Annotated in this window: 24 protein-coding genes; 11 read left to right on the top strand and 13 right to left on the bottom strand. The window is 74.2% G+C overall.

Annotated features, from left to right (window positions below; genetic code table 11):
• Positions 1–149: 149 nt before the first annotated feature.
• The 3 genes from ACIOFR_RS17180 to ACIOFR_RS17170 all read left to right on the top strand — a co-directional run bounded on the left by ACIOFR_RS17180 (position 150) and on the right by ACIOFR_RS17170 (position 1,947).
• Positions 150–1,115, top strand: coding sequence for a rhomboid family intramembrane serine protease (locus ACIOFR_RS17180; RefSeq protein ID WP_400997646.1), 966 nt, complete (start codon positions 150–152; stop codon positions 1,113–1,115).
• Positions 1,116–1,131: 16 nt separating this feature from the next.
• Complete coding sequence (locus ACIOFR_RS17175; protein ID WP_400997643.1) at positions 1,132–1,653, top strand: GNAT family N-acetyltransferase; 522 nt, start codon at positions 1,132–1,134, stop codon at positions 1,651–1,653.
• A 96-nt stretch (positions 1,654–1,749) separates the two neighbouring features.
• The gene (locus ACIOFR_RS17170; RefSeq protein ID WP_400997640.1) at positions 1,750–1,947 is read left to right on the top strand and encodes a hypothetical protein; all 198 of its coding nucleotides are present in this window, start codon (positions 1,750–1,752) and stop codon (positions 1,945–1,947) included.
• Between the two features lie 136 nt (positions 1,948–2,083).
• On the opposite strand, the gene ACIOFR_RS17165 is transcribed toward ACIOFR_RS17170, so the two are convergent.
• Positions 2,084–3,454 (bottom strand): PLP-dependent aminotransferase family protein, encoded by a 1,371-nt coding sequence (locus tag ACIOFR_RS17165; RefSeq protein WP_400997637.1) that lies wholly within the window; start codon positions 3,452–3,454, stop codon positions 2,084–2,086.
• A gap of 69 nt (positions 3,455–3,523) precedes the next feature.
• Here ACIOFR_RS17165 and ACIOFR_RS17160 point away from each other — a divergent pair, with 69 nt between their 5' ends.
• Together ACIOFR_RS17160 and ACIOFR_RS17155 are read left to right on the top strand one after the other, a co-directional pair.
• The gene (locus tag ACIOFR_RS17160; protein ID WP_400997634.1) at positions 3,524–4,450 is read left to right on the top strand and encodes an EamA family transporter; all 927 of its coding nucleotides are present in this window, start codon (positions 3,524–3,526) and stop codon (positions 4,448–4,450) included.
• A gap of 82 nt (positions 4,451–4,532) precedes the next feature.
• Positions 4,533–6,020, top strand: a complete 1,488-nt coding sequence (locus ACIOFR_RS17155; RefSeq protein WP_400997631.1) for an alpha/beta hydrolase — start codon at positions 4,533–4,535, stop codon at positions 6,018–6,020.
• Between the two features lie 63 nt (positions 6,021–6,083).
• On the opposite strand, the gene ACIOFR_RS17150 is transcribed toward ACIOFR_RS17155, so the two are convergent.
• Positions 6,084–6,656: an HD domain-containing protein gene (locus ACIOFR_RS17150; RefSeq protein WP_400997628.1), complete on the bottom strand. Its 573-nt coding sequence runs from the start codon at positions 6,654–6,656 to the stop codon at positions 6,084–6,086.
• Between the two features lie 20 nt (positions 6,657–6,676).
• Between ACIOFR_RS17150 and ACIOFR_RS17145 the strand changes: the two genes are divergently transcribed.
• The gene (locus ACIOFR_RS17145) at positions 6,677–7,558 is read left to right on the top strand and encodes an arylamine N-acetyltransferase (protein WP_400997625.1); all 882 of its coding nucleotides are present in this window, start codon (positions 6,677–6,679) and stop codon (positions 7,556–7,558) included.
• A gap of 60 nt (positions 7,559–7,618) precedes the next feature.
• Positions 7,619–8,467 (top strand): polysaccharide deacetylase family protein, encoded by an 849-nt coding sequence (locus ACIOFR_RS17140; protein WP_400997622.1) that lies wholly within the window; start codon positions 7,619–7,621, stop codon positions 8,465–8,467.
• Positions 8,468–8,481: 14 nt separating this feature from the next.
• On the opposite strand, the gene ACIOFR_RS17135 is transcribed toward ACIOFR_RS17140, so the two are convergent.
• On the bottom strand, positions 8,482–9,300 hold the full coding sequence (locus ACIOFR_RS17135; RefSeq protein WP_400997619.1) for an SDR family NAD(P)-dependent oxidoreductase: 819 nt from the start codon (positions 9,298–9,300) through the stop codon (positions 8,482–8,484).
• 254 nt (positions 9,301–9,554) lie between these two features.
• On the opposite strand from ACIOFR_RS17135, the gene ACIOFR_RS17130 reads away from it, so the two are divergent.
• Complete coding sequence (locus ACIOFR_RS17130) at positions 9,555–10,424, top strand: 3-hydroxybutyryl-CoA dehydrogenase (protein WP_400997616.1); 870 nt, start codon at positions 9,555–9,557, stop codon at positions 10,422–10,424.
• Positions 10,425–10,563: 139 nt separating this feature from the next.
• Complete coding sequence (locus ACIOFR_RS17125; RefSeq protein ID WP_400997613.1) at positions 10,564–11,364, top strand: SDR family oxidoreductase; 801 nt, start codon at positions 10,564–10,566, stop codon at positions 11,362–11,364.
• Between the two features lie 454 nt (positions 11,365–11,818).
• On the opposite strand, the gene ACIOFR_RS17120 is transcribed toward ACIOFR_RS17125, so the two are convergent.
• The 9 genes from ACIOFR_RS17120 to infC all read right to left on the bottom strand — a co-directional run bounded on the left by ACIOFR_RS17120 (position 11,819) and on the right by infC (position 21,474).
• Positions 11,819–12,550 carry a hypothetical protein gene (locus tag ACIOFR_RS17120; protein WP_400997610.1) on the bottom strand — a complete coding sequence of 244 codons (732 nt, stop codon included), beginning with the start codon at positions 12,548–12,550 and terminating at the stop codon, positions 11,819–11,821.
• Between the two features lie 101 nt (positions 12,551–12,651).
• Positions 12,652–13,485, bottom strand: a complete 834-nt coding sequence (locus ACIOFR_RS17115; protein WP_400997607.1) for a chitosanase — start codon at positions 13,483–13,485, stop codon at positions 12,652–12,654.
• A gap of 301 nt (positions 13,486–13,786) precedes the next feature.
• On the bottom strand, positions 13,787–16,300 hold the full coding sequence (gene pheT / locus ACIOFR_RS17110; RefSeq protein WP_400997604.1) for a phenylalanine--tRNA ligase subunit beta: 2,514 nt from the start codon (positions 16,298–16,300) through the stop codon (positions 13,787–13,789).
• On the bottom strand, positions 16,300–17,421 hold the full coding sequence (gene pheS, locus ACIOFR_RS17105) for a phenylalanine--tRNA ligase subunit alpha (protein WP_400997601.1): 1,122 nt from the start codon (positions 17,419–17,421) through the stop codon (positions 16,300–16,302). Before pheS ends, pheT begins: the two co-directional genes overlap by 1 nt.
• Before the next feature lie 249 nt (positions 17,422–17,670).
• Complete coding sequence (locus ACIOFR_RS17100) at positions 17,671–18,774, bottom strand: ATP-binding protein (protein WP_400997598.1); 1,104 nt, start codon at positions 18,772–18,774, stop codon at positions 17,671–17,673.
• Between the two features lie 55 nt (positions 18,775–18,829).
• On the bottom strand, positions 18,830–19,696 hold the full coding sequence (locus tag ACIOFR_RS17095) for a TrmH family RNA methyltransferase (protein WP_400997595.1): 867 nt from the start codon (positions 19,694–19,696) through the stop codon (positions 18,830–18,832).
• 115 nt (positions 19,697–19,811) lie between these two features.
• On the bottom strand, positions 19,812–20,201 hold the full coding sequence (rplT, locus tag ACIOFR_RS17090) for a 50S ribosomal protein L20 (protein ID WP_033825492.1): 390 nt from the start codon (positions 20,199–20,201) through the stop codon (positions 19,812–19,814).
• Between the two features lie 103 nt (positions 20,202–20,304).
• Positions 20,305–20,499, bottom strand: a complete 195-nt coding sequence (gene rpmI, locus ACIOFR_RS17085; protein WP_400997592.1) for a 50S ribosomal protein L35 — start codon at positions 20,497–20,499, stop codon at positions 20,305–20,307.
• 174 nt (positions 20,500–20,673) lie between these two features.
• The gene (infC, locus tag ACIOFR_RS17080; protein WP_400997981.1) at positions 20,674–21,474 is read right to left on the bottom strand and encodes a translation initiation factor IF-3; all 801 of its coding nucleotides are present in this window, start codon (positions 21,472–21,474) and stop codon (positions 20,674–20,676) included.
• A gap of 414 nt (positions 21,475–21,888) precedes the next feature.
• Between infC and ACIOFR_RS17075 the strand changes: the two genes are divergently transcribed.
• Complete coding sequence (locus ACIOFR_RS17075) at positions 21,889–22,269, top strand: DUF1844 domain-containing protein (RefSeq protein ID WP_400997589.1); 381 nt, start codon at positions 21,889–21,891, stop codon at positions 22,267–22,269.
• 219 nt (positions 22,270–22,488) lie between these two features.
• On the opposite strand, the gene ACIOFR_RS17070 is transcribed toward ACIOFR_RS17075, so the two are convergent.
• Positions 22,489–23,232 (bottom strand): SseB family protein, encoded by a 744-nt coding sequence (locus ACIOFR_RS17070; protein ID WP_400997586.1) that lies wholly within the window; start codon positions 23,230–23,232, stop codon positions 22,489–22,491.
• A 157-nt stretch (positions 23,233–23,389) separates the two neighbouring features.
• Between ACIOFR_RS17070 and ACIOFR_RS17065 the strand changes: the two genes are divergently transcribed.
• A complete protein-coding gene (locus ACIOFR_RS17065; RefSeq protein ID WP_400997584.1) occupies positions 23,390–24,271 on the top strand; it encodes a hypothetical protein in 882 nt (293 codons plus the stop codon).
• Positions 24,272–24,293: the final 22 nt, after the last annotated feature.

The raw sequence follows: 24,293 nt of genomic DNA, 5'->3' as shown, positions 1-24,293 counted from the left end.
GCGCGGCGGCGGGCCGGACGGGACGTCAGGGGTCGGGACGTCAGGCCGGGCGGTGGGACGCCGGGCTGCCGCCGCCGCGGGTCATTCGCTAGTTTGTTCGCCGACACCGCAGATCAGCCGCCCGCACACGACGGAGAACACCGCCTCCCATGGACGCCACCCAGCCCGCCGACACCCCGCAGACCCCCGAGGCCCGGCCGGACCCGGTCTGCTACCGGCACACCTCGCGGGAGTCCCACGTGCGGTGCACCCGGTGCGACCGCTACATCTGCCCGGACTGCATGCGCGAGGCCGCGGTCGGCTACCAGTGCCCGGAGTGCGTCAAAGCCGGCAACCAGGGCATGCGGCAGGCCCGGACGCAGTTCGGCGGCCGGGTGGGCGGCGCGCCCTACGTCACGTACGGGCTGATCGTCCTGAACGTGCTGGCCTACCTCGCGGAGCTGGCGAAGTCGACGGTGATCGACGACTTCGCGATGCGCGGGCTCGCGGTGATCGGCCCGGACGGCGGCTACTACCTCTTCCACGGCTTCGTGCTGCCGTCCGACTTCCGGGCGGTGGGGGTCGCGGACGGCGAGTGGTACCGGCTGATCACCTCGGCGTTCCTGCACCAGCCGCCCACCGAGGGGCGGTTCGGGATCGCCCACATCCTGATGAACATGTTCTCGCTGTGGGTGATCGGCCGGGTCGTCGAGGAGCGCCTGGGCGCCGTCCGGTACCTGGCCGTCTACCTGCTGTCCGCGCTGGGCGGATCGGCCCTGGTCTACCTGCTGGACCCGACCGGTGCGGCCGTCGGCGCCTCCGGGGCGATCTTCGGTCTCACCTCCGCGTACTTCGTGCTGAGCCGGCGGCTGCACCACGACCCGCTCGGCGGCAACCGGCAGATGGTCAGCCTGGTGATCTGGCTGGTCGTCTCGGCCGGCATCACCTCCTGGCAGGGCCACCTGGGCGGCCTGCTGACCGGTCTCGCCACCGGCGCGGTGCTGGCCTTCGCCCCGGCGAAGCAGCGCACCGTCGTGCAGGTGACCGGACTGGCGGCCACCCTGGCGGTCCTGGTGACCGTGGTGGTGCTCAAGACCGTCGACCTCGCCGACGCCAACCCGTGGCTGGCCGGATAGGACTAGCGTCGGGCCCATGGACACCGTTCGGCCGACCCTGCACGGCCACGCCCTGACCCTGCGGCCCGCCACCGCGGCGGACATCCCGGCCCTGGCCGCCGTCCGCGCCACGCCCGAGGTGTACGAGCGCTGGCGCGGCGGGCCCGACCTGGCGGCCGAGGTCGCCGAGGAACTCGCCGATCCCGACACCCCGACCCTCGCCGTCGAGTACGGCGGCCGGGTGGTCGGGGCGGTCCAGTGGTACACCGAGGAGGAACCGGACTACCGGCACGCGGGGATCGACATCTACCTCGACCCCGCGGTGCACGGCCGGGGCCTCGGCGCCGACGCCGTCCGCACCCTCGCCCGCCACCTGCTGACCGACCTGGGCCATCACCGCCTGGTGATCGACCCGGCCGCCGACAACGCCGCCGCCATCGCCTGCTACCGCAAGGTCGGCTTCCGCCCGGTCGGCGTGATGCGGCGCTACGAGCGCGGGGCGGACGGGAGTTGGCACGACGGCCTGCTGATGGACCTGCTGGCCGACGAGCTGACCTGACCGGGCCCGTCCCGCACGGCCGGCCGGCCGGCCGTCACCACGACCACCGCCACCGCCGTCGTCGGGCCGCGGGACCACCCGCGATACCCTCCGGGGATGACGCGAACGGGCCGATACCGGTGGCGCACGGAGATCCGTCGGCGCCTGTCCTGGTTCCTCCTCGACCTCGGGCTGGCGGGCAAGGGCACGGGCGACTGCGGCGCTCACGACTGGTACAACCACGACGGGGTCACCGCGCGGTGCTACCACTGCGTCGTCGGCGAGCGTCCCTACCGGGCGGACCTCACGGTGTGACGCGGTCCCGCTGCGGGACCTGAACGCCGGCCCGGCCGGCCCGGCCCCACGGCGAGCGGGGCGGAGATGGTCGTCGGCTCCGAACCCGGCAGCCGGGGCCGCCGCCGGTGGCGATCCCGGCCGCAGGGCCCCGGGATCAGGTGTCGTGGACGGCCTGCGCCAGGAGCTCGGCGGCGCGGACCAGCCGGCGTTCGGGGAGGCCTCCGTAGCCGAGGGCCAGGGCCGCGGGGCCGGGGCTCAACCGCATCGGGGCGACCGGTTCGACCCGGACGCCGCGGGCGACGGCCCCGGCCGTGACGGCCTCCTCCCGGCTGCCGGGCGGGAGTTCGAGGTACAGGTGGAGGCCGGCCGCGACGCCGTGCACCCGGGCCGCGGGCAGGTGGGCGCGCAGCGCGGTCACCAGGGCGTCCCGGCGCCGCCGGTAGCCGGCCCGGACGGTCCGCAGGTGCCGGTCGAAGCCGCCGCCGGCGAGCAGTTCGGCGAAGGTCAGTTGCTCGATCACCCCGGTGCCGAGGTCGGCGTAGCGTTTGGCCTCGACGAACTCCCCGGCCAGCGGCGCCGGGAGGACGGCCCAGCCGAGCCGCAGGCCGGGCGCGAGGGACTTGCTGAGCGAGCCGAGGTGCACGACGTGGTCCGGGGCGAGGCCCTGGAGGCAGCCGACCGGTTCGCGGTCGTAGCGGAACTCGGCGTCGTAGTCGTCCTCGATCACCAACGCGTCGTTCGACCGCGCCCACCGGAGCAGTTCGGCCCTGCGGCGGGGCGCCAGCACCACGCCGGTGGGGTACTGGTGGGCCGGGGTGACCAGGACCACCGTGGCGCCGGTGGCGGCCAGCGCCGGCACGTCCAGCCCGTCGCCGTCGACCGGGACGCCGACCGGCTCGACGCCGTACGCGCGCAGCAGGGCGAGGGTGCCGGGCGAGCACGGGTCCTCGACGGCGTACCGCCGGTGCCCCCGGGCGGCCAGGACCCGGATCAGCAGGGCCAGGCCCTGGGCCACGCCGTCGACCACCACCGGCTCGCCCGGGCCGGCGGCCGCCGCGCGGACCCGACCGAGGTAGCCGGCGAGTTCGGCCCGCAGTTCCGGCAGGCCGGCCGGGTCGCCGTAGCCGAGCCTGCCGTGCGGGGCGGCGGCGAGGGCGCGCCGGGTGGCGGCGAGCCAGGCCGCGCGGGGGAAGGCCGCCAGGTCGGGGGTGCCCGGCTTCAGGTCGTGGTCGGGCACCGGCTCCGGGGGCTCGGCCGGGCGGGCCGGGCCGGGCGTCTCGACCCCGGGGGCGACCCGGGTGCCGGATCCGTGCGCGCCCACCAGGTAGCCCTCGGCGACCAGTTGCGCGTACGCCTCCACCACCACCCCGCGGGAGAGCCCGAGTTGGGCCGCCAGGGCGCGGGTGGCCGGCAGCCGGGCACCGGCGACCAGCCGGCCGTCGCGCACGGCCGTGCGCAGGCCTCGGGTCAGCTGACCGGTGAGGTCGCCCAGCGCGTGGTCGACCGGGACGAGCAGCTCCGCCACAGTGGTCCTCCATCCAGCATGGCAAGTGGTCCTGTCCGGCGGACCACTTCTGCTTCTAGCGTGCCAGACATGCCGCTCTCCCCCACCGCCTCCGGCGGAGTCCGCGCCGCCGCCGCCATGACCGTGCTCGGCTGCTCCACCGGCGCCACCGCCGGCCTGACCGACTACCCGCTGTACGGCGGGCAGGCCCTGCGCTACCTGCTGGCCGCCGCCCTGCTGCTGCCGCTCGCCCGGCGCGGCGGCCCGCTGCGGCCCCGACCGGACCGCGGCGAGTTGGCCCGGCTCGGGCTGCTGGCCGCCACCGGGCTGTTCGCCTTCAACGTGCTGCTGATCCAGGCCCTGCGGCGGACCGACCCGGCGGCGGTCGGGAGCGTCGTCGGCTGCACTCCGCTGCTGCTGGCCGTGCTGGGGCCGCTGCTGGCCCGCCGCCGACCGCAGGCCCGGCTGCTCGGCGCCGCCGCGGTGGTGGTGGCGGGCGCCGCGGTGACCCAGGGGTTCGGGCCCGGCGATCCGCTCGGCTTCCTCCTCGCGCTCGGCACGCTGGCCTGCGAGGCCGCGTTCTCGCTGCTCGCGGTCGACCTGCTGCCCCGGCTGGGCCCGGTGCGGGTGTCCGCGTACACGACGGCGCTCGCCGTGCCGATGTTCGCCCTGGCCGGCCTGGTCGTGGAGGGCCGCCGGATGCTGCGGGTCCCGACGCCCGGGGAGGCGGCCGCGCTGCTCTACCTCGCGGTCCTGCTGACCGTGGTCGCCTTCCTGCTCTGGTACACCGCACTCGGCCGGCTCGGCCCGGAGCGGGCCGGGCTGTTCGCCGGCCTGATCCCGGTGACGGCCGCACTGTCCGGGGCCGCGCTCGGCACCGGCGGGCTGCACCCGGGCGAGCTGCTCGGCAGCGCGCTGGTCGGGCTCGGCGTCTGCGTCGGACTGATGATCCGTCAGAAACCCTCCTCGGAAGCGTCGTTGTGCCCCGAAACGGCGGAGTCACCGGCGGCCCGGTGATCCGGAGGTGGGGAACTCCCCACCCCGGACCGGCCCGCCGCCCCCATGGGATCGGGCCGCCGGCCCGAACAGACTTCTCCGCATGGGAATCATCAACCGCACGGCGGCCCTGCTCACCGCCGCCACCGCCGTCCTCGCCGTCACCGCCCCCGCCTCGCAGGCCGCGCCGGCTGCACCCCGCACCGAGCCGCTGGTCTGGGGCGGCTGCGCCGGCGGCGGCGCCCCGCAGCAGCAGTGCGCCACCGTCTCCGTCCCGCTCGACTACCGGCACCCCGGCGGGCAGCGGATCGACCTCGCGGTCTCCCGGATCGCCAGCGCCAACCCCGAACTGCGCCGGGGCAGCCTGGTGTTGATCCCCGGCGGACCCGGCGGCACCGGGCTGAACACCCCGTCCGCCGTGCTCGGCAAGCTGCCGCAGGAGGTCCGCGACCGCTACGACCTGATCGGCTTCGACCCGCGCGGAGTGGGGCGCAGCACGCCCGTCGACTGCGGACTGGCGCACGAGGACCTGGCCATGGTGCGGCTGCGTCCGTGGCCCGCCGCGGACGGCTCGGTCGACCGGAACACCGCCACCGCCCGCCGGATCGCCGAGACCTGCCTGCACAACGGCGGGCCGGTGCTGCGCTCGATCTCCACCGCCAACGAGGCCCGCGACCTCGACCGGATCCGCCAGGCCCTCGGCGAGCGCCGGATCTCCGCCTGGGGCGTCTCCTACGGCACCTACGCCGGCGCGGTCTACGCGAGCATGTTCCCGCAGCACACCGACCGGATCCTGCTGGACAGCAACGACGACCCCGACCCGGCGAAGGTCGGCCGCGGCTGGCTGGCCGCGTACGGCACCGGCGTCGAGGACCGTTTCCCGGACTTCGCCGCCTGGGCCGCCGCGCCCGGCAACCCGGACCGGCTCGCCGCCACCGCGGCGGAGGTCCGGCCGCTCCTCCTCGACCTCGCCGCCCGGCTGGACCGCGAGCCGCTGCCCTGGCCCGGGGCCAACCCGGCCGTCCTGGACGGCAACGTGCTGCGCCAGACCATGGTCGACGCCCTGTACGACGACGAGCGCTTCCCCGTACTGGCCCGGCTGGTCCTGGCCGGGCTCGGCAGCCGCCCGATGCCCGCCGTGCAGGGCCCGCCGGAGGCGGTCCTGCAGAACACCGTCGCGGTCTCGGTCGGCACCCTGTGCAACGACGTGGCCTGGCCGCGCCCGGCCGGCGGCTACGCCCGGGCGGTCGCCGAGGAGCGCGCCGCGCACCCGCTGACGGCGGGCATGCCGGTCAACGTCATGCCGTGCGCCTTATGGCCGCAGCCCGCCGAGCCGCCGGTGGTGGTGACCTCCCACGGGCCGTCGAACGTCCTCCTGGTGCAGAACCTGCGCGACCCCGCCACCCCGTACGCGGGCGCGCTGAAGCTGCGGCAGGCCTTCGGCGGCCGGGCCCGGATGGTCGCGGTGGACTCCGGCGGGCACGACGCCTACCTCGCCAACGGCAACGCCTGCGGCGACGCGCTGGTGACGGACTTCCTGGTCACCGGCCGCCGCCCGGCCGCGGACACCCGCTGCCCGGCGGCCGGGTAGCCGTTCGCGCGGTGGGTCGTTCCCCGCGGTGGGTCGTTCCCAGCGGTCGGCCGGTGCGCCCGGTCAGCCGCTGCGCGCGGTGAGTCCGAACGCCGACTGGTGGGCCAACCGCCGGTCGGCGTCGGCACCGAGGGCCGCGAGCAGGTCGTCCAGGGGCAGGAAGACCTCCCACGGCTCCCGACCGCAGGCCACGGCCAGCCGGGACACCACCAGGTCCTCCAGGTCGGGCCGGCGACTGTTCTTCCAGACCTGGTCGGCCAGGCTGACCAGCAGTTCCTCCAGGCCGATCCCCGGCAGCGTCCAGGAGGCGTGGGTGCGGGCGTAGCGCGCCTCCCCCTCCGGGACGCCGAGTTCGAGCAGCAGCCGGTACCCGGCCTCCTCGTGGGCGTGCCCCGGGCCGGTCAGCTCCTCGGGGTGGCGGACCTTGCCGATGTCGTGGGTGGCCGCCCCGAACAGCACGCCCGGCCGGTCGAGCACCAGCTGCGGCCAGTGCGCGCCGATGCCGTCGAGCAGGCGGACGGCCACGTCGTGGACCAGCTCCAGGTGCGCGCGCAGCCGAGGCTGGGCACCCGCCCGCGCCAGCAGGTCGCTCGCACGTTCGGGAATCGGTCGAAGATCCAACACACCGTCAGTCATGGCCACTAGGCTGCCATCACGTGATCACTCGTGAGACCGTCGAACGCTATCTGCACCGCCTCCGCCTGCCGCACCCCGGTGCGCCCGGCCCGGACGCCCTGCGGCGCCTGCACCGCGCGCACGTCGAGCACGTGCCGTACGAGAACCTGGAGATACAGCTGGGACGGCCGACCTCGATCGACCCCGAGGAGTCGATCGACCGGATCCTGCGCGGCCGCGGCGGGTACTGCTACCACCTCAACGGGGCGTTCTCCGCCCTGCTCGACGCCCTCGGGTACCAGGTCAGCTGGCACCTGGCCGGGGTGCACACCCCGCCGGCCGAGCAGCCGCCGGGCGCCGACGGCAACCACCTGGCGCTCACCGTCCTGTGCGAGGGCGAACGGCTGCTCGTCGACGTCGCGCTCGGCGACGGCCTGTACGAGCCGCTGCCGCTGCGCGAAGGCAGCTACCACCAGGCCCGGTTGGACTACCGGATGGCGCCCTCCGAGGCGGTGCCCGGCGGCTGGCGGCTCCAGCACGACCCGCGCGGCTCCTTCCTCGGCATGGACTTCTCGCTCGAACCCGCCGCACCGGCCGACTTCGCCGCCCAGCACGAGCGGCTGTCCACCGCTGCGGACTCCCCGTTCGTCCGCGCGGCCGTCGTCCAGCGCCGGCACGCCGACGGCTTCGAGATGCTGCGCGGCCTGGTCCTGATCCGACTGGACGAGGCGGGCCGGCAGGTCCGCGAACTCGGCTCCGCCGAGGAGTGGTTCGACGTCCTGGACAGCCGCTTCGGGCTCGCGCTCGACGACGTCGGACCGGCCGAGCGGGCCGGGCTGTGGGACCGGGTGCAGGCCGTCCACCGGGCCTGGCAGCAGGCCCAGGCCCAGGCGCAGGCGGCGAAGGAGCCGGCCGCCGGCTGAGGCTGCCCCGGGCACCCGTGCGGTCGCCGCCTGCGGCGACGCTGTCTAGGCTGGCGCCCGATGACACTCGACCGACGCACCGTGCTGCGGGCGACCGCGCGGCTGGCGGGGCTGACCGCGGGTTCGGCGATGCTCACCGCCTGCGGCGGCGATCGCACCGGGCCGGGCCGGGTCACTCCCGTGGCCCGGCTCGGACCCGTCCGGCCGACCGCCTCCGGCAGCCCCTCGGCGGGCTCCTCGGACAGCCCGCCGGCCGGACCGACCGCCGTCGCGAACCCGCTGCCCGCCCTGCCGCCGCTGGCCGCCGGCACCCCGGCGGAGGTGGTCACCGGCCCGCGCACCCGCCCGCAGCTCGCGCTCACCTTCCACGGGCAGGGCGACCCCGCGATCGCCGAGGCCGTGCTGCGGACGGCCGAGCAGCACGGCACCCGGCTGACCGTGCTGGTGGTCGGCAGCTGGCTGGACGAGCAGCCGCAGATGGCCCGCCGGATCCTCGACGGCGGCCACGAACTGGGCAACCACACCCAGAACCACCGCAACATCTGCGCCCTGCCGGCCGCCCAGGCCCACGCCGAGATCGCCGAGTGCGCCGACCGGCTGCTGCGGCTGACCGGCTCGATCGGCCGCTGGTTCCGGCCGTCCTCCGCGCAGTACGCCACCGCGACCGTGCGCGAGCAGGCCCGGCTGGTCGGCTACGAACACTGCCTGTCCTTCGACGTCGACCCGCGCGACTACGCCGACCCCGGGGCCGACCTGGTGCAGCGCCGGGTGCTGGGCGCCGCCACCGCCGGCTCGGTGGTGGCCCTGCACCTCGGGCACCGCGGCACCGCCGACGCCCTCCCCGCGATCCTGGCCGGCCTCGACGCCCGCGGCCTGACGGCGGTGACGGCGAGCCAGCTCTGCAGCTGACGTCCCGCGGCCGCTCAGCCGAGCGGGTCGTCGTCCCCGTACGGGCGCAGCCGCAGTGTCCGGGCGTCGGCCGCGCGGATCTCCTCGGCGCGGGCGACCAACTGCTCCAGGTTGTCCCGGCCGGCGTGGACGAACCGCCCGTGCAGGGCGTCGAACCGGCCGCGGGCGGCGTCCACCGCGACGGCCACCACGTACGGGAGGGAGCCCCACTCCTTCATGTCCGCGAACATCGGCATCCCGGCGGTCATGTCCGTGGCGACCGCCCCGGGGCTGATGTCCAGCACCACCACCCCGTGCGCGCCGACCGAGTCGGCGATGTTGTCGGAGAGCCGCAGCAGTGCGCCCTTGGAGGTGGCGTACGCCGTGTAGCGGCCGTCCGGGCGCAGGGCGAAGCCGGAGTTGAGGTTGACCACGCGGCCGCGGCGGCGCGACACCATCCCCGGCAGCACGCTGCGCAGCAGGTTGTACGGGCCGCGCAGGTTGGTCTCCACCACCTGCCACCACTGGGTCGGGTCGGTCTCCCAGATCGGCGCCTCGACCGGGTCGACCAGGCCCGCGTTGTTGACCAGCAGGTCCACCGGGCCGAGGTCGCGCTCGACCGCGCGGACCGCCTCCCGGACGGCGCCCGGCCGGGTCACGTCGGCGGTGACGGCGACGCCGCGGGCACCGTGGCGGACGCACTCCCGGAGGGTGTCGATCAGCGCGTCGTGGCTGCGCCCGAGCAGACCGACCGCCATGCCCTCGGCGGCCAGCCCGACCGAGATCTCCCGCCCGATCCCGCGCCCCGCCCCGGTGACCAGCGCCACCTGGCCGACCAGCGATCCCGTCGCCATCCCTGTGCCTCCTCGGGTCTGCCCGCATTCTCGCCCCGCCCGGACGCCGTTCGGGGGAGCACACCCGGGGCCGCGGGCGCATCACCCGGACGGCTCAGCGGACCCGGCCGGGCACCCGGGAGCGCCCGGAGGTGAACGTGCGTTAAGCCAGGTAGTACCGTCGTCCGGGCGGCACACCGGGCCACAACACCCGGTGCTCCGTCCGCAGAGCAGCCGGCTGGGTCACCCCCAGCACCACCGTGAAGGGCAACTGAGTGAGTGACATCGCGCGCGTCGGAGTGATCGGCTGCGGCCTGATGGGGTCGGGCATCGCCGAGGTCTTCGCCCGCTCCGGCCTGGACGTCCTGGTCTCCGAGGCCAGCGGCGAGGCCCTTGAGCTCGGCCGTACCCGGCTGACCAACTCCCTGGAGACCGCGGTCAAGCGCGGCAAGCTGAGCGAGGAGCAGCGGGACGAGGCCCTGGCCCGGCTCTCCTTCACCACCGACCTCGCCGACTTCGCCGACCGCGACCTGGTGGTCGAGGCCGTCGCCGAGCGCGAGGACATCAAGGTCCAGATCTTCCAGACCCTGGACCAGGTCGTGCAGCGCCGGGACGCGATCCTGGCCTCCAACACCTCCTCCATCCCGATCGTGAAGCTGGCCGCCGCCACCTCCCGTCCGGAGCAGGTCATCGGCCTGCACTTCTTCAACCCGGCGCCGGTGCAGAAGCTGGTCGAGGTCATCCCGACGCTGACCACCTCCGCCGAGACCACCGCCCGGATCGAGGAGTTCGCCGTCCAGTCGCTGGGCAAGGAGCCGATCCGCGCCCGCGACCGGGCCGGCTTCGTGGTCAACGCCCTGCTGGTGCCGTACCTGCTCTCCGCCGTCCGGATGTTCGAGACCGGGGTCGCCACCGCGTCCGACATCGACAAGGGCATGGAGGCCGGCTGCGCCCACCCGATGGGCCCGCTGCGGCTGTGCGACCTGATCGGTCTCGACACCATCGTCTCGATCGCCGAGTCGATGTACGAGGAGTACAAGGAGCCGCTGTACGCCGCTCCCCCGCTGCTCTCCCGGATGGTCGACGCGGGCCTGCTGGGCCGCAAGTCCGGCCGCGGCTTCTACGACTACACCGTGACGGCCTGACCCAGGGCGCGTACGCGGGGCGGCGGCCCGGCCCGGACCTCGGTCCGCGCCGGGCCGTTCGCGGCCGTCCGGTCGACGCGGCCCTCGAGGTGGTGGGAGTCTCGTAGGGAGGCCGTCTCACCGGCTGGAGGTGGCGGCGATGGACATCGTGCTGGTCACGGGCGGGACCGGGCACCTGGGCCGGGACGTGGTGGCCCGGTTGGGGGCCACCCACCGGGTGCGGGTGCTGGCCAGGTCGCCGGGGGACGACGAGGGCGTGGAGTGGGTCCGGGGCGACCTCGCCACCGGCGCCGGGGTCGCCGAGGCGGTGTCGGGGGTGTCGGCCGTGGTGCACGCGGCGACGTACTCCCCGGCCGCGCAGCGCGGCTACCCGCGACCGGCGGACCTGTGGCGCAGCCCGCCGGAGGTGGACGTGGACGGGACCCGGCGGCTGCTGGAGGCGGCCGCCCGGGAGCGGGTCGAGCACCTGGCGTACGTCTCGATCGTGGGCGTGGACCGGCCGCGCGGGCCGTACCTGCGGCTGAAGCTCACCGCCGAGGAGCTGGTGCGGGAGTCCGAGGTGCCGTGGTCGATCCTGCGGGCCACCCAGTTCCACTGGCTGCTGGACCGGATGCTGGGCCGGGCCGCCCGGCTGCCGGTGCTGCCGCTGCCCACCCGGATGCCGACGCAGCCGGTGGACTCGGCGGACTTCGCGGCGTACGTCGCCGCGTGCGTGGCCGGCGGTCCGGCGGGGCGGTGCGAGGACTTCGCCGGGCCCGAGGTGCTGACCCTGGGCGAGCTGGTCGACCAGTGGCAGTGGGCCCGCGGCAGGCACCGCCGGGTGCTGAACCTGCCCGCGCCGGCCGGTCTGATGCGGGCCGGGCACATGATGACCGCGCCGCACGGGCGCCGCGGCGACACCACCTGGTCGGCCTGGCTGGGCACGCACGGGCCGCAGTGAGGGATCGGCCGGACCGGGCCCCGGTGCGCGGGCCGCAGGCTCCTGGCGAGCGGCCGGGAACGTGACGGGACCCGGGAGCGGTATCCGGCTCCCGGGCCCCTGAGGTGCCACCCAAGTGTTCGCGCCGGCACGTTTAAGAGCAGCGGATCATTCTGACAGTGCCGTGTTCTGCCTTTGAACTACCGTGCCAGGAGGAGAGGCACAGGCGGGACTTGAACCCGCATCCGACGCTTCGGTCCGCGCCCGGTCGATCCGGCGCTCGGTGGCGAATACTGAGACTGGAGCGAGAGTCTGAGTTTCAAGGGGCTGCCTCTTCCGCTTGGGCCACCCCGGCGCGTGGTGCCGGGGGGAGGATTCGAACCTCCACCGTTACCCCTGTGTCAGCTTCAACATCAGTGTCAGCTTGCGCTGTTGCCAGCGCACCCCTTCGCTCTCACGAGGGGCGATCAGAAGACTACCCGAACAGGTAGCCGAAGACGGCGTCGCCGGCGCGCCGGTCGGTGATCTCGGCGCCGTTGGCCTCCTCGCGGGCGAACTGCACGGCCTGCTGGAGCTTCTCGACCCGCTCGACCAGCTCGTTCACCCGCCGGGCCGGGAGCGCGCCGGAGAACTTCACCGTGGTCCAGTACCCGACCGGGACGTCCTCGTAGTACACCTCGACCTGCGCCGGGTGCTTCTCGGTCGCCTCGGCCTTGACGTGGTTGCGCGGCACCTTCTTGGTCCGGATGGTGCGGACGGCGTCGGTCTTCCAGGCGTCGGTGGACGGGTCGAGGTTCCACGCCTCGGAGGCGTCCAGCACCGGCAGCTTGCGCACGAAGGTGTACAGGTCGGCGAGCTGCTTCTCCAGGAAGAGCAGGTAGGTGACCGGCACGTCCTTGATCAGCGGGCGCCCGTCGACGACCACGTCGGCCCGGGCCGAGCAGTTGGCCCAGTCCTTGGTCGCGGTGACGTCGAACAGCCGGGTGAGCGAGGTGGCGGTGGCCCGCAGGATGTCCTCGGCCTTGACCTGGACCCGGGTCGACTCGGGCGGGAGCTGCTCGCCCTCCTCGTCCTTGGGCTGGTAGGTGCGGGAGATGCCCGCCAGCAGGGCCGGCTTCTGCAGGCCGTGATGGGCCTGCGTGAGCTCCTGGAAGGACTTGGACTTGACGCCCTTTTCGACCGCGATGATCTGGTTGAGTTTCGCCACGTCCGGAACGGTATCAGCCGCCTGACGTACTGTCGTGCGATTTGTGCGGCGGTGACGGCTGCCGTCCGGCCCGGCGGTCCGGGCCGGACGGGAACCGGGGGTCAGCTGTTGATGCTGTACGGGTCGCCGTAGACCTTCCACTTGAGCGGCGGGTTGAGGTCGAAGTTCTTCGCGTTGAGGAAGACCAGTTGCTCGGTGTCGACCCTGCTGGTGTCGGCGTGCGCCTCCTCCTTCTTCATGACCACCTTGCGGGCGTCCAGGAAGGCCTTCAGGTACGCCGTCTCGTCGCCGCCCTGCGCCGGCGACTTGGCCTTCTTGAGCGCGGCCTTGCGGATCCCGCCGAAGCTGTCGGAGTCGGTGCCCGGGCCGTGCATGACGATCGCGTCGTAGTAGACGAACTGCCCGAGCGCACGCAGCCCGTCCGCCTTGGCCTGCTGCACCGCCGGGTCGAAGTACACGCGGTCGCGCTCGTCGTTCTGGGCGCGCTGGAAGACGGTGTCCTTGGCGGCGGCCGCCCAGTCCTTCTCGAACGCCGTGCCGAGGCCCGCGTGCGACTCCGAGCCGTTCACCTTGCGCAGCGCCGGCAGGTACTTGGCGAGGACGTTGCCGGGCTTGAGGTCCGTGTAGTGCTCGACCAGGTCGAGCATGTCGCCGGTGCCCGAGCAGAAGCCGATGATCCCGGCGGTGTAGCCGCGCCCGTCACCGATGTCCTCGATGTACTTGTACTGCGCCTTCCAGTCCAGCGAGGAGTTCTCCGCGCTGGACACCAGCTGCATCGCGATGTCCTTCTTGTGGGCGTCGTCCAGCCCCACACCCGCCACCGAGACCACCGAGGTCTCTGCGGCGTGGCCGATGCCCGCGGTGGCGGCCGCGAGCGGGACGGCGGCGAGGACGATCGCCAACGCGGTACGGGTGGTGCGGTGTCGAGATGCCATGTGACGCTCCGTCGGCCGGCTGCGGGCATGGAGGAACCCACAGAACGAGTTAGGAAACTTTCCTAACTGATTGAAGCGCCCCTCCGGCCCCACCCGCAAGGCCCCTGCCGCGGAAAGGAGTTGACGGAACGTCCGGCCCGCGCACCGCCACCGGGCCGCCACCGGCCCCCGCACCGCCGGTCACCTGCACCGATGGCGGCTCCGGCACCTCCGGGGTCACGCCGCCGCTCGCCCGAACGCCGAAGGGCCCCGCCCCCGGAACGATTCCGGGGGCGGGGCCCTGTCAGGCCGTCGGATGCGGTCAGGCGCCGCGCAGCACCGCGCCGGTGCGCTCGCCCGCCGCCGCGACCGCGTTCGCGCGGGCGGCCGAGGCCTCGTCCGCGGTCAGCGTGCGGTCGGCGGCGCGGAAGCGCAGCGAGTACGCCAGCGACTTCTTGCCCTCGCCCGCCTGCTCGCCGGTGAAGACGTCGAACAGCCGGATGGCCTCAAGGAGTTCGCCCGCACCGTCGCGCAGCGCCGACTCGACCTCGGCGGCCGGGACGGCGGAGTCGACGATCAGCGCGACGTCCTGGGTGGCCACCGGGTAGGAGGACACCGCCGGGCCACCGACCCGCTGCCCGCCGTCGGCGAAGAGCAGGTCCACGTCGATCTCCATCGCCGCGGTGCGCTCGGGCAGGTGCAGCGCCTTGATCACCCGCGGGTGCAGCTCACCGGCGTGGCCGACCACGCGCTCGCCGACCAGCAGCTCGGCGCACCGGCCGGGGTGCCACGGGGCCCGCTGGGCCTGCCGGACGGTCAGTTCGACGTTGGCCGCGCGGGCCACCGTACGGGCCGCCTCCACGGCGTCCGCCCAGCTCGCGCCCGCGCCCTTGCCCCACCAGCCGGACGGCAGCCGCTCGCCCGCGAGGGCGACGGCGATCCGGCGCGGCTGGTGCGGCAGCGCGGCGTCCAGCTCGGCCAGCTCGGCCTCGCTCGGGCGGCGGTCCACCGGGAGCCGCGGGGCGACCCGCAGCTCCGCCTTCGGCAGGAACACCGTGCCGGTCTCGAAGACCGCCAGGTCGGTGTTGCCGCGGCCGATGTTGCGGCGCAGGGCACCGAGCAGCCCGGGCAGCAGCGTGGTGCGCAGGCCCGGCTCCTCGTCGTTGAGCGGGTTGACCAGCGTCACCGTACGGCGGCGCTCGTCGTCCTGCTCGAAGCCCAGGGCGTCCAGCACGGCCTCGCCGATGAACGGGTAGTTGTTCACCTCGACGTAGCCGGCCCCTGCCAGCGCCACGCCGGCCCGGCGGTGGAAGCGCTGGGCCTCGGTCAGACCGCGGCCCGGCGGGACGGTCGGCATCCGGGCGGGGACGTTGTCGTAGCCCTCCAGCCGGATGACCTCCTCCGCGAGGTCGTACGGGTCGGTGAGGTCGGGCCGCCAGGTCGGCGGGGTGACCTCCAGGATGTCGGCGCCCACCACGGAGCAGCCGATCTCCTGCAGCCGCCGGGTCACGGTCTCGCGGCCGTAGCCGGTGCCGGCCACCCGGTCCGGGAGGTCCGCGTCGATGGCGATCGTACGCAGCGGGTGCGGGGCCGCGATGTCGGTGACCCCGGCCTCGGCGGTGCCGCCGGCGATCAGGACCAGCAGGTCGACGGCGCGCTGGGCGGCGGCGCGGGCGGCCTCCGGGTCGACCCCGCGCTCGAAGCGCTTGGACGCCTCGGAGGGCAGCTTGTGCCGCTTGGCGGCGCGGGCGATGCTGACCGGCTCGAAGTGCGCGGCCTCGATGATCACCTCGGTGGAGCCGCCGACCAGGCCGGTCTCCGGGTCCACGACCGGGTCGAGGATCTCGGTGGTGGCGCCGCCCATGACGCCGGCCAGGCCGATCGGACCGCTGTTGTCGCAGATCAGCAGGTCCTCGGTGGACAGCTTGCGGGTGACCCCGTCCAGCGTGGTGAGGGTCTCGCCCTGGGCCGCGCGGCGGACCTGGATCGGGCCGTCGACCCGGTCGCGGTCGTAGGCGTGCAGCGGCTGGCCGACCTCCAGCATCACGTAGTTGGTGATGTCGACGGTCAGCGAGATCGGACGGATGCCCGACTTCTGCAGCCGGCGCTGGAGCCAGATCGGGGACTTCGCGGCCGGGTCCACGCCGGTGACGGTGCGGGCCACGAAGCGGTCGCAGCCGGCCGGGTCGGCGACCTTGACCGGGTGGCCGTAGGAGTTCGCCGGCGGGACGTCCAGCAGCGCCGGGTCGGCCAGCGGCAGCCCGTACGCGGCGGCGGCCTCGCGGGCCACGCCACGCAGGGACAGGCAGTAGCCGCGGTCGGGGGTGACCGCGATGTCCAGCACCTCGTCGACCAACTGGAGCAGCTCGATCGCGTCGGTGCCGGGCTCGTACTCCGGCGGCAGCACGATGATGCCGTCGTGGTCGTCGCCCATGCCCAGCTCGCGGGCGGAGCAGATCATGCCGGCCGAGGTGTGGCCGTAGGTCTGCCGCGCGGAGATCGGGAACGGGCCGGGCAGCACGGCGCCCGGCAGGACCACGACGACCTTGTCGCCGACGGCGAAGTTGGTCGCGCCGCAGACGATCTCCTGCGGCTCGCCGGTGCCGTTGGCGTCGCCGACGTTGACGAAGCAGTGCCGGATCGGCTTCTTGAAACCGGTCAGCGTCTCGATGGAGAGGACCTGGCCGACCACCAGCGGGCCCTTGAGGTCGGCGCCGAGCTGCTCGACGGTCTCGACCTCCAGCCCGGCCCGGACCAGACGGGCCGCCACGTCGCGGCCGGTCTCACCCGCCGGAAGGTCGACGTACTCGCGCAGCCAGGAGAGCGGGACGCGCATCAGATCTCCATCCCGAACGGGAGGGTGAAGCGGACGTCACCCTCGACCATGTCGCGCATGTCGGCGACGTTGTGGCGGTTCATCAGGATTCGCTCCAGGCCCAGGCCGAAGGCGAACCCGCTGTAGCGGCTCGGGTCGACGCCGCAGGCGACCAGCACCCGCGGGTTCACCACGCCGCAGCCGCCGAGCTCGATCCAGCCCTCGGAGGAGCAGGTCCGGCACGGGCGGTCGGGGTTGCCGACGCTCTCGCCGCGGCACACGAAGCACTGCAGGTCGATCTCGGCGCTCGGCTCGGTGAACGGGAAGTACGAGGGCCGCCAGCGCAGCTCCAGGCCGTCGCCGATCAGCTTGGACACCAGCTGCTCGATGGTGCCCTTGAGGTCGGCGAAGGTGATCCCCTCGTCCACCGCCAGGCCCTCGACCTGCCGGAAGACCGGGGTGTGGGTGGCGTCCAGCTCGTCGGTCCGGTAGACCCGGCCGGGGCAGACCACGTAGACGGGGGGCTCGCGGTCGAGCATGGTGCGGGCCTGGACCGGGGAGGTCTGGGTGCGCAGCACCACGCCGGAGTCCGGCGTGCCGTCCGGGGCCTGGACGAAGAAGGTGTCCTGCATCGAGCGGGCCGGGTGGTCCTGGTGCAGGTTGAGGGCGTCGAAGTTGAGCCACTCGGCCTCCACCTCGGGGCCCTCGGCGACCTCGTAGCCCATGGCCACGAAGGTGTCCTCGATCCGCTCGGCCAGCGTGGTCAGCGGGTGCCGGGCGCCGCGCGGGGCGCGGTCGTACGGCAGCGTGACGTCCACCGCCTCCTCGACCAGGACCCGGGCGTCCCGCTCCGCCTCCAGCTCGACCTGGCGGCGGGCCAGCGCCTGGTTGACGGCGCCGCGGGCCTGGCCGATCAGCTTGCCGGCCGCCGCCTTGGCGTGCGGCGGCAGCGCGCCGATCTCGCGGTTGGCCAGCGACAGCGGGGAGCGGTCGCCGGTGTGGGCGACCTTGGCGGCCTTGAGCTCGTCGAGGCTGCCGGCCGCGGCGAAGGCGGCAACCGCCTCGTCCCTGGCCTGCTCCACCACCTCGGGCTTGAGTGCCTCGACCTCTACCGGGTCGTACGACTTATTGGGTGCCGACATCTCTATCTTTCCCGTGCTCCTGCTGGTGAAGGGTCCTGATCGAACAGCTCGCCCCTGCGTCACGCCCGGTGTGGCCTGGTCGCGGGCAGCCGATCCCGGTGAACCGGGGGAGGGGTGTCCGCGGCTCGGCCGCGCAGGGCGTACCACAACGCCAAAGGTCGAGTGTAGTCGTAGCGCGCGCAGGGCCCGTCTCGGGCCGGGAGGGCCCCCGCGCGGCGAAGCCCGCCGGGCCGGCCGCTCCAGTCGCTCTCAGAGCATGAAGTCCGGCACTCCGGCGGGCAGGATAAATCGGAACTGGGCGCCGCCACCGGGCGCCCGGCTGATCCTGATGGTGCCGCCGTGGGCCTCGACGATGCCCTTGACGATGTAGAGGCCCAGGCCCGTGCCGCCGCGCTTGGAGCCGCGCCAGAAGCGGGTGAAGACGCGCGGCATCGACTCCTCGGGGATGCCGCTGCCTTCGTCGCTCACGGTGACCGCTGTTCCTTCCAGGACCCGGGGCGGGGTGCCCGGGGGCTCCCAACCGGCCGCTTCCACCACTTCCTTGGCGGACGCCACCTCGATGGTGACAGTCCCCTCGCCGTGCCGCACGGCATTTTCCAGCAGGTTGGCCAGCACCTGGTCGACCTTGTCCGGGTCGGCCCACAGCGGGCCGGAGAGCTCGCCGATCCGGATGAGGAAACGGTCCGCCGGGATGCCGGCCGCGACCTTGCCCTCGACGTGCCGGCGGACCGCCGCCGGCAGGTCGACCACCTGCTTGCGGACCTCCAGCCGGCCGGCGTCGATCCGGGAGATGTCGAGCAGTTCGGCGATCAGCCGGGTGACCCGGTCGGCGTCCGCGTCGACGGTCTCCAGCATCACCCGCTTCTGCCCGTCGTTGAACCGCTCCCACTTGGCCAGCAGGGTCGCGGTGAAGCCCTTCACACTGGTCAGCGGGGAGCGCAGCTCGTGCGCCACGGTCGCGATCAGTTCGGCGTGGCTGCGCTCGGTGCGCCGGCGGGCCTCGGTGCCGCGCAACGACACCACCACCCGCTCGACCCGGCCGCGCGGGTGCCCGCGCACGTACCGGGCGGAGGCCAGTAGCTCGCGGCCTCCTGGCAGCAGCAGGTTGCGCTCGGGCTGGCCGGTGCGGACGGCGAGGCCGCCGTACGGGTCGGTCAGCTGCCACCAGCGCCGGCCGTCGAGGTCCTCCAGCGGCAGGGCCTGCTCCAGCGGGGCGCCGAGCGCGGCGGCCGGGGCGATGCCGGTGATCCGGGCGGCGGCGCTGTTGAAGACGGTCACCAGGCCCCGGGCGTCGGCGACCACGAGCCCGTCCGGCAGTTCGTCCGGGTCGAGCTGTGCCGCACTGCCCACCATGGGTGTTCCTCCCGCTTACCCAGCGTGTTGCCGCCCCGAGGTGACCCTAGCGCCCCTACCCCCGTGCGCGACAGCCTCCGGGCGAGCGCTGTGCGCGGGCGGAGGCGTACAGGCACACGGCGGCGGCCGTGGCGAGGTTGAGGCTCTCGGCGTGCCCGTGGATGGGCACCCGCACCACCTCGTCCGCCAGGGCCCGGGTCTCCTCCGGCAGGCCCCAGGCCTCGTTGCCGAAGACCCAGGCCCCGGGTGCGCCGAGGGTGCCCTCGTCCAGCTCCTGGTCCAGGTCGCGCTCCCCCGCGCCGTCGGCGGCGAGCACCCGCACGCCGGCCGCGCGCAGCCGGGCGACGGCCTCCTCGATCGGCACGCCGGTGGCGAACGGCAGGTGGAAGAGGCTGCCGACGGAGGCCCGGACGGCCTTCGGGTTGTAGAGGTCGACCGAGGCGTCGGTGAGGACGACGGCGTCCGCGCCGGCCGCGTCGGCGGTCCGCAGCACGGTGCCGGCGTTCCCGGGGTCACGGACGTGCGCGAGCACGGCGACCAGCTGCGGGCGGGCGGCCAGCACCTGGTCGAAGGGGGTGTCGATGAAGCGGCAGAGCGCGACGATGCCCTGCGGGGTGACGGTGTCGCAGATCTCCGCGATCACCTCGTCGGTGGCGGTGAGCACCGGCAGCCCGGCGGCCAGCGCCGCCTCGACGATCTCGGCGTGCCGCTCGGCCGCCTCGAAGGTCAGGTAGATCTCCACCACGGCGTGCTCGGCCGAGCCCGGCAGCTGCCCGTACGCCACGGCCTCCCGGACGGCCTGCGGCCCCTCGGCGAGGAAGCGGCGCTCCTTGCCGCGCTGGTTCCGCTTGGCGAGCCGGCGGGCGGCGATCACCCGCGGGGAGCGCAGGGAGGTGAGCAGGGGGGTGTCGGTGCTCTGCATGCTCTCGTTCTCTGGGTAGGGCCGCGGGGTGCGCCGCCGGGGGTGCCCCGACGAATCGGACCCGCAGGCCGTGTGGCCTGCGGGTCCGGACAGCTCGGCTGTGATCCGCGCGGGATCAGGCAGCGGCGACCTTCGGCGCGTTCACGTCGGCCGGCAGCGCCTTCTGGGCGACCTCGACGAGGACGGCGAACGCACCCGCGTCGTGCACGGCCAGCTCGGCCAGCATCTTGCGGTCGATCTCGACGCCGGCGGCCTTCAGGCCCTGCACGAAGCGGTTGTAGGTGATGCCGTTGGCACGGGCCGCAGCGTTGATGCGCTGGATCCAGAGCTGGCGGAAGTCGCCCTTGCGCTTCTTGCGGTCGTTGAAGTTGTAGACGAGCGAGTGGGTGACCTGCTCCTTGGCCTTGCGGTACAGGCGCGACCGCTGGCCGCGGTAACCGCTGGCCCGCTCGAGGATGACCCGGCGCTTCTTGTGGGCGTTCACTGCCCGCTTGACGCGTGCCACTTGATTACTCCTTGGGTTGGACCGCGGACTGCTTCACGCGGTCCGTCATTCGATTGGGTCGGGAAGGATCAGCCGGTCCCACGGCGGAACCGTGGGCGGGCGATCACTTGCCCAGAAGCTTCTTGATCTTCTTGGCGTCGGCCGGGGCCATCACGACGGTGCCGGCCAGCTTGCGGGTCAGCGTCGAGGGCTTGTGCTCCAGCAGGTGGCGACGGCCCGCACGCTCGCGCAGCACCTTCCCGGAGCCGGTGATCTTGAAGCGCTTGCTGGCGCCGCTGTGCGTCTTTTGCTTCGGCATGTCGCCGTCTCTCCTCATCGTCCGCCCCTCGGCCCCGCACATTGCTGCGCGGGTCCCGGGGCACAGGCCCCTCCCCACCCGGTGTCGGGTCAGGAGGGCGGTTCTCGGTGACCGGGGCGGCTGCCCCGGTACCTGGTGGCCGGTCGCTCGGACGTTCCGTGAGCCCGCAGGGGCTCAGGCGTCCTGGGCGGTCTCGGCCGGCTGCTCGACCTCGGCGGCCGGGGCCTCGACGGCCTCGACGTCCGCGGTCTCGTCACCCTCGACGACCTCGGTCCGGTCGAGGGCCTCGTCGGCCTCGATGTCGTCCTCGGTGTCGTCGGCGACCGAACCGGGGGTCCGGCCCTGGCGCTCGGCCTTGCGGGCGTCCGCAATGGCACGGGCCTCGGCCATGGCCTCGGTCTTCTTCTTGTGCGGGCCGAGAACCATGATCATGTTTCGGCCGTCCTGCTTGGCCGAGGACTCCACGAAGCCCAGCTCCTGGACGTCGTCCGCGAGCCGCTGCAGCAGTCGGAAGCCCAGCTCGGGGCGGGACTGCTCACGACCGCGGAACATGATCGTGATCTTGACCTTGTCGCCCTGCTTGAGGAACCGGACGACGTGACCCTTCTTGGTGTCGTAGTCGTGCGGGTCGATCTTCGGCCGGAGCTTCATCTCCTTGATGACCGTGTGCGCCTGGTTCTTGCGCGCCTCACGGGCCTTCATGGCCGACTCGTACTTGAACTTGCCGTAGTCCATGAGCTTGCAGACCGGCGGCCGCGCGGTGGCGGCTACCTCGACCAGGTCCAGGTCGTACTCCTGGGCAAGCTCCAGCGCCTTGGCGAGCGGCACGATGCCGACCTGCTCGCCGCTGGGACCGACGAGTCGCACCTCGGGGACGCGGATCCGGTCGTTGATGCGGGGCTCGGTGCTGATGGGGCCTCCTCGGTTGCACCTTCTTCGATGCGGCCGTCGGACGGCGGTCGCACGTAGTGGTATCGACCACTGGGCGGGGCTTCATTCATGCTGCGCTGCGAACAGCACCGCAAGCACGAAAAAAGCCCCGCACGGTGACAGGCGGGGCTCCACACAATCCCGGGCGCCCGGCGAGGGCGCCACTGGCGACCGGCGACCCTGGGGGCGCCCGACGCGGACCGTACCCGTCGACCGCGAGGACGAAGCGGGTGGGAGACTGTCGCGGCGGCCCTGACGGGCCTCCTGGGTGGAGCCTCCACTTGCTGGCCACGAACCCATGCGGGAACCTGGCCGGTCAGTCTCGAAGCATACAGCCTTTCCCCCCGCGCCGGTATTCCGCCCCCTCCGGGCCGGGCCCGCCGACCTGCGGCGCACCGGCCGACCACCCCCTGGGTACGCTCGCTGTGTACCCAACCCGGCACGACGGAGTGAGCCATCTTGACCAGCCAGCCCGAGCACCACGAAGAGCACCCCGGCGACGGGGCCATCGGCTTCGACGACCTGACCCGCGACATCGCGGAGGTGCCGGCCGTCGAGGTGATCACCACCGTGGCGGTCCACCTGATGAGCGCCGCCGCCGTCAAGTGCGGGCTCGCCGAGGGCGGCGAGAAGGACAAGGACCTGGACGAGGCCCGCAAGCTGATCACCGCCCTGGCCGGCCTGGTCACCGCCGGTGCCCCGGAGATCAGCAACTTCCACGCGGCCCCGCTGCGGGACGGGCTGCGCTCGCTCCAGCTGGCCTTCCGCGAGGCCTCGCTGGTGCCCGACGCCCCGGGCTCCGGCCCCGGCGAGAAGTTCACCGGGCCGGTCTACTCCTGAGCCCCTCGCCCGCCCGCTGAGGCCCCAGCCCGACGCGGCCGGCGCCTGCCGCGGCCCGCGACCGCCGATGCCCCCGGACCCGTGCCGGGGGCATCGCCGTGTCCGGCTCCGGCCGGTCCGGGTCGGGGCCGGGGCCGGTCCGGTTCCGGTTCCGGGTCAGCGGCGGTGTCGGGTCGGCCGGCGTGCCGGGGCCGGTCCGGTTCCGGTTCCGGGTCCGGGTCAGCGGCGGTAGAGGGCGTCGGCGGGCAGCGCGGTGGTGGCCGGCACCAGCGCCAGCTGGAGGCCGCGGTCCAGCCTGACCCGGAGCACCGGATCGCCGGTCAGCCCCCCGGCCAGCCGCTCGACCGTCTCCCGGACCACCTCGTCGGCCGTCCCCTCCTCCAGGGTCACCGCCAGCGTGCCGTCCACCCCCTGGCCGGGCACCAGGTGGCCGGCCAGCACGGAGGGCTCGGCCGCCAGCAGCCCGCGCACCGCCTCGCGCACCTCCGGGTCGGCGACCGGCGGCAGGTAGCGGCGGCACTCCGCCACCGCGCGCAGCCGGGCGCCGGTCAGCTGGAAGGACACCGGACCGGCCGGGTCGAGCAGCAGCGTGTCGGCCCGCTCGGAGTACGCCACCATGGCGGCCTGCGGGGCCGCCACCGGGGCTGGCCGGGCGTCGGCGCGCCACCGGGCCATGCTCTCCAGCGAGGTGAACGCCGGCAGCGCGCGACGCCCGTCCGGCGCCTCGACCACCGGGACGGCCATGTCGCTGGTCTTCTCGCGCCGGAGCCCGTCGGGGCCGGTCTCCACCTCGCCGAGCAGGGCGACGATCGGCACCATCAGCCGGCTCGCCGTCAGGGCGTCCAGCAGCTCGCCCTCCGCCGCGCGGTCCTCGGCCCAGGCCGCGAGGGCCGCGGCCAGGCGGAGGTCGGCGGTGCCGTCGTCGTCCGAGAATCCGGGGTTCGGGATGTTCTTGCGCTCCACCCCGTGAGGGTATGCCACCTTACGGAACGGCCTTCTCGGCCCACCCTCACCCGGGGCTCGGCACCCGGCAGGGCGCGCGGCCGCGCACCGGGCCGTGCCAGGTGGGCGGCGGGCCGCGCGCAGACGGCGGCGATAGATCGGACGGACGGTGGTGGCCGTGGTACTCGGCCTGACGGGCGGCGCCCCGTACGGCACGCACCTGGTTCCCGGCCGGGTCGCGCCGGTCGCGGCACCGGTCGCTGCCGCACCGGCCCCGCCGGACCTGGCCGACGTGCCGGCCGAGGCCCTCCGGGGCGCCGCCGATGGGCACGCCGCGGTCGCCGTGCTGGACCTCGCCACCGGCACCGGCGCGAGTCACGGCGAGGACGCCTTCGTCACCGCCAGCATCGTCAAGGCGGACATCCTGGCCGCCCTGCTGCTGCGCGCCCCGCAGACCGGGCTCACCGCGGCGCAGCGGACGGCCGCCGAGCTGATGATCGAGCGGAGCGACAACGACTCCGCGAGCGAGCTGTACCGGCAGATCGGCGGCGCGGCCGGACTGGACGAGGCCAACGCGGTGTTCGGGCTCACCGGGACCTCGGCCGGCGCGGACGGCTACTGGGGGCTGACCAGCACCACCGCGGCCGACCAGCTGCGCCTGCTCCAGGTCGTCTTCGGCCCCGATTCGCCGCTGGACGCCGACGCGCAGGCGTACCTCCAGGGGCTGATGGGCCGGATCAGCGGCGGCCAGGGCTGGGGCGTCTCGGCGGCCGGGCCGGCGCTGCTCAAGAACGGCTGGCTGCCGCGCGACGACACCGGGCTCTGGGTGGTCAACAGCATCGGCCGGGTGACGGTGGGGCAGCGCCGGCTGCTGGTCGCCGTGCTCTCCGACGGTTCGCCCGACCTGAGCCGGGGCATCGCCGTGGTCGAGTCGCTGGCCGTCGCCGCCACGGGCTTCCTGACGGCGGAGTTGACCGCCGAGTCGACCGCCGAGGTGACCGCTGAGGTGCCCGCCGGGCCGGCCGCCGAGATCTCCGGCTCGGGGCCTACCCAGCAGTAGTCCCGTGTGGCAGTCTGCGCCC

This window comes from Kitasatospora sp. NPDC088346 (assembly GCF_044740765.1).
Classification (GTDB): Bacteria; Actinomycetota; Actinomycetes; order Streptomycetales; family Streptomycetaceae; genus Kitasatospora.
Note: the sequence above shows the minus strand (reverse complement) of the source record. Positions and strands in the feature narration are given on the sequence as shown.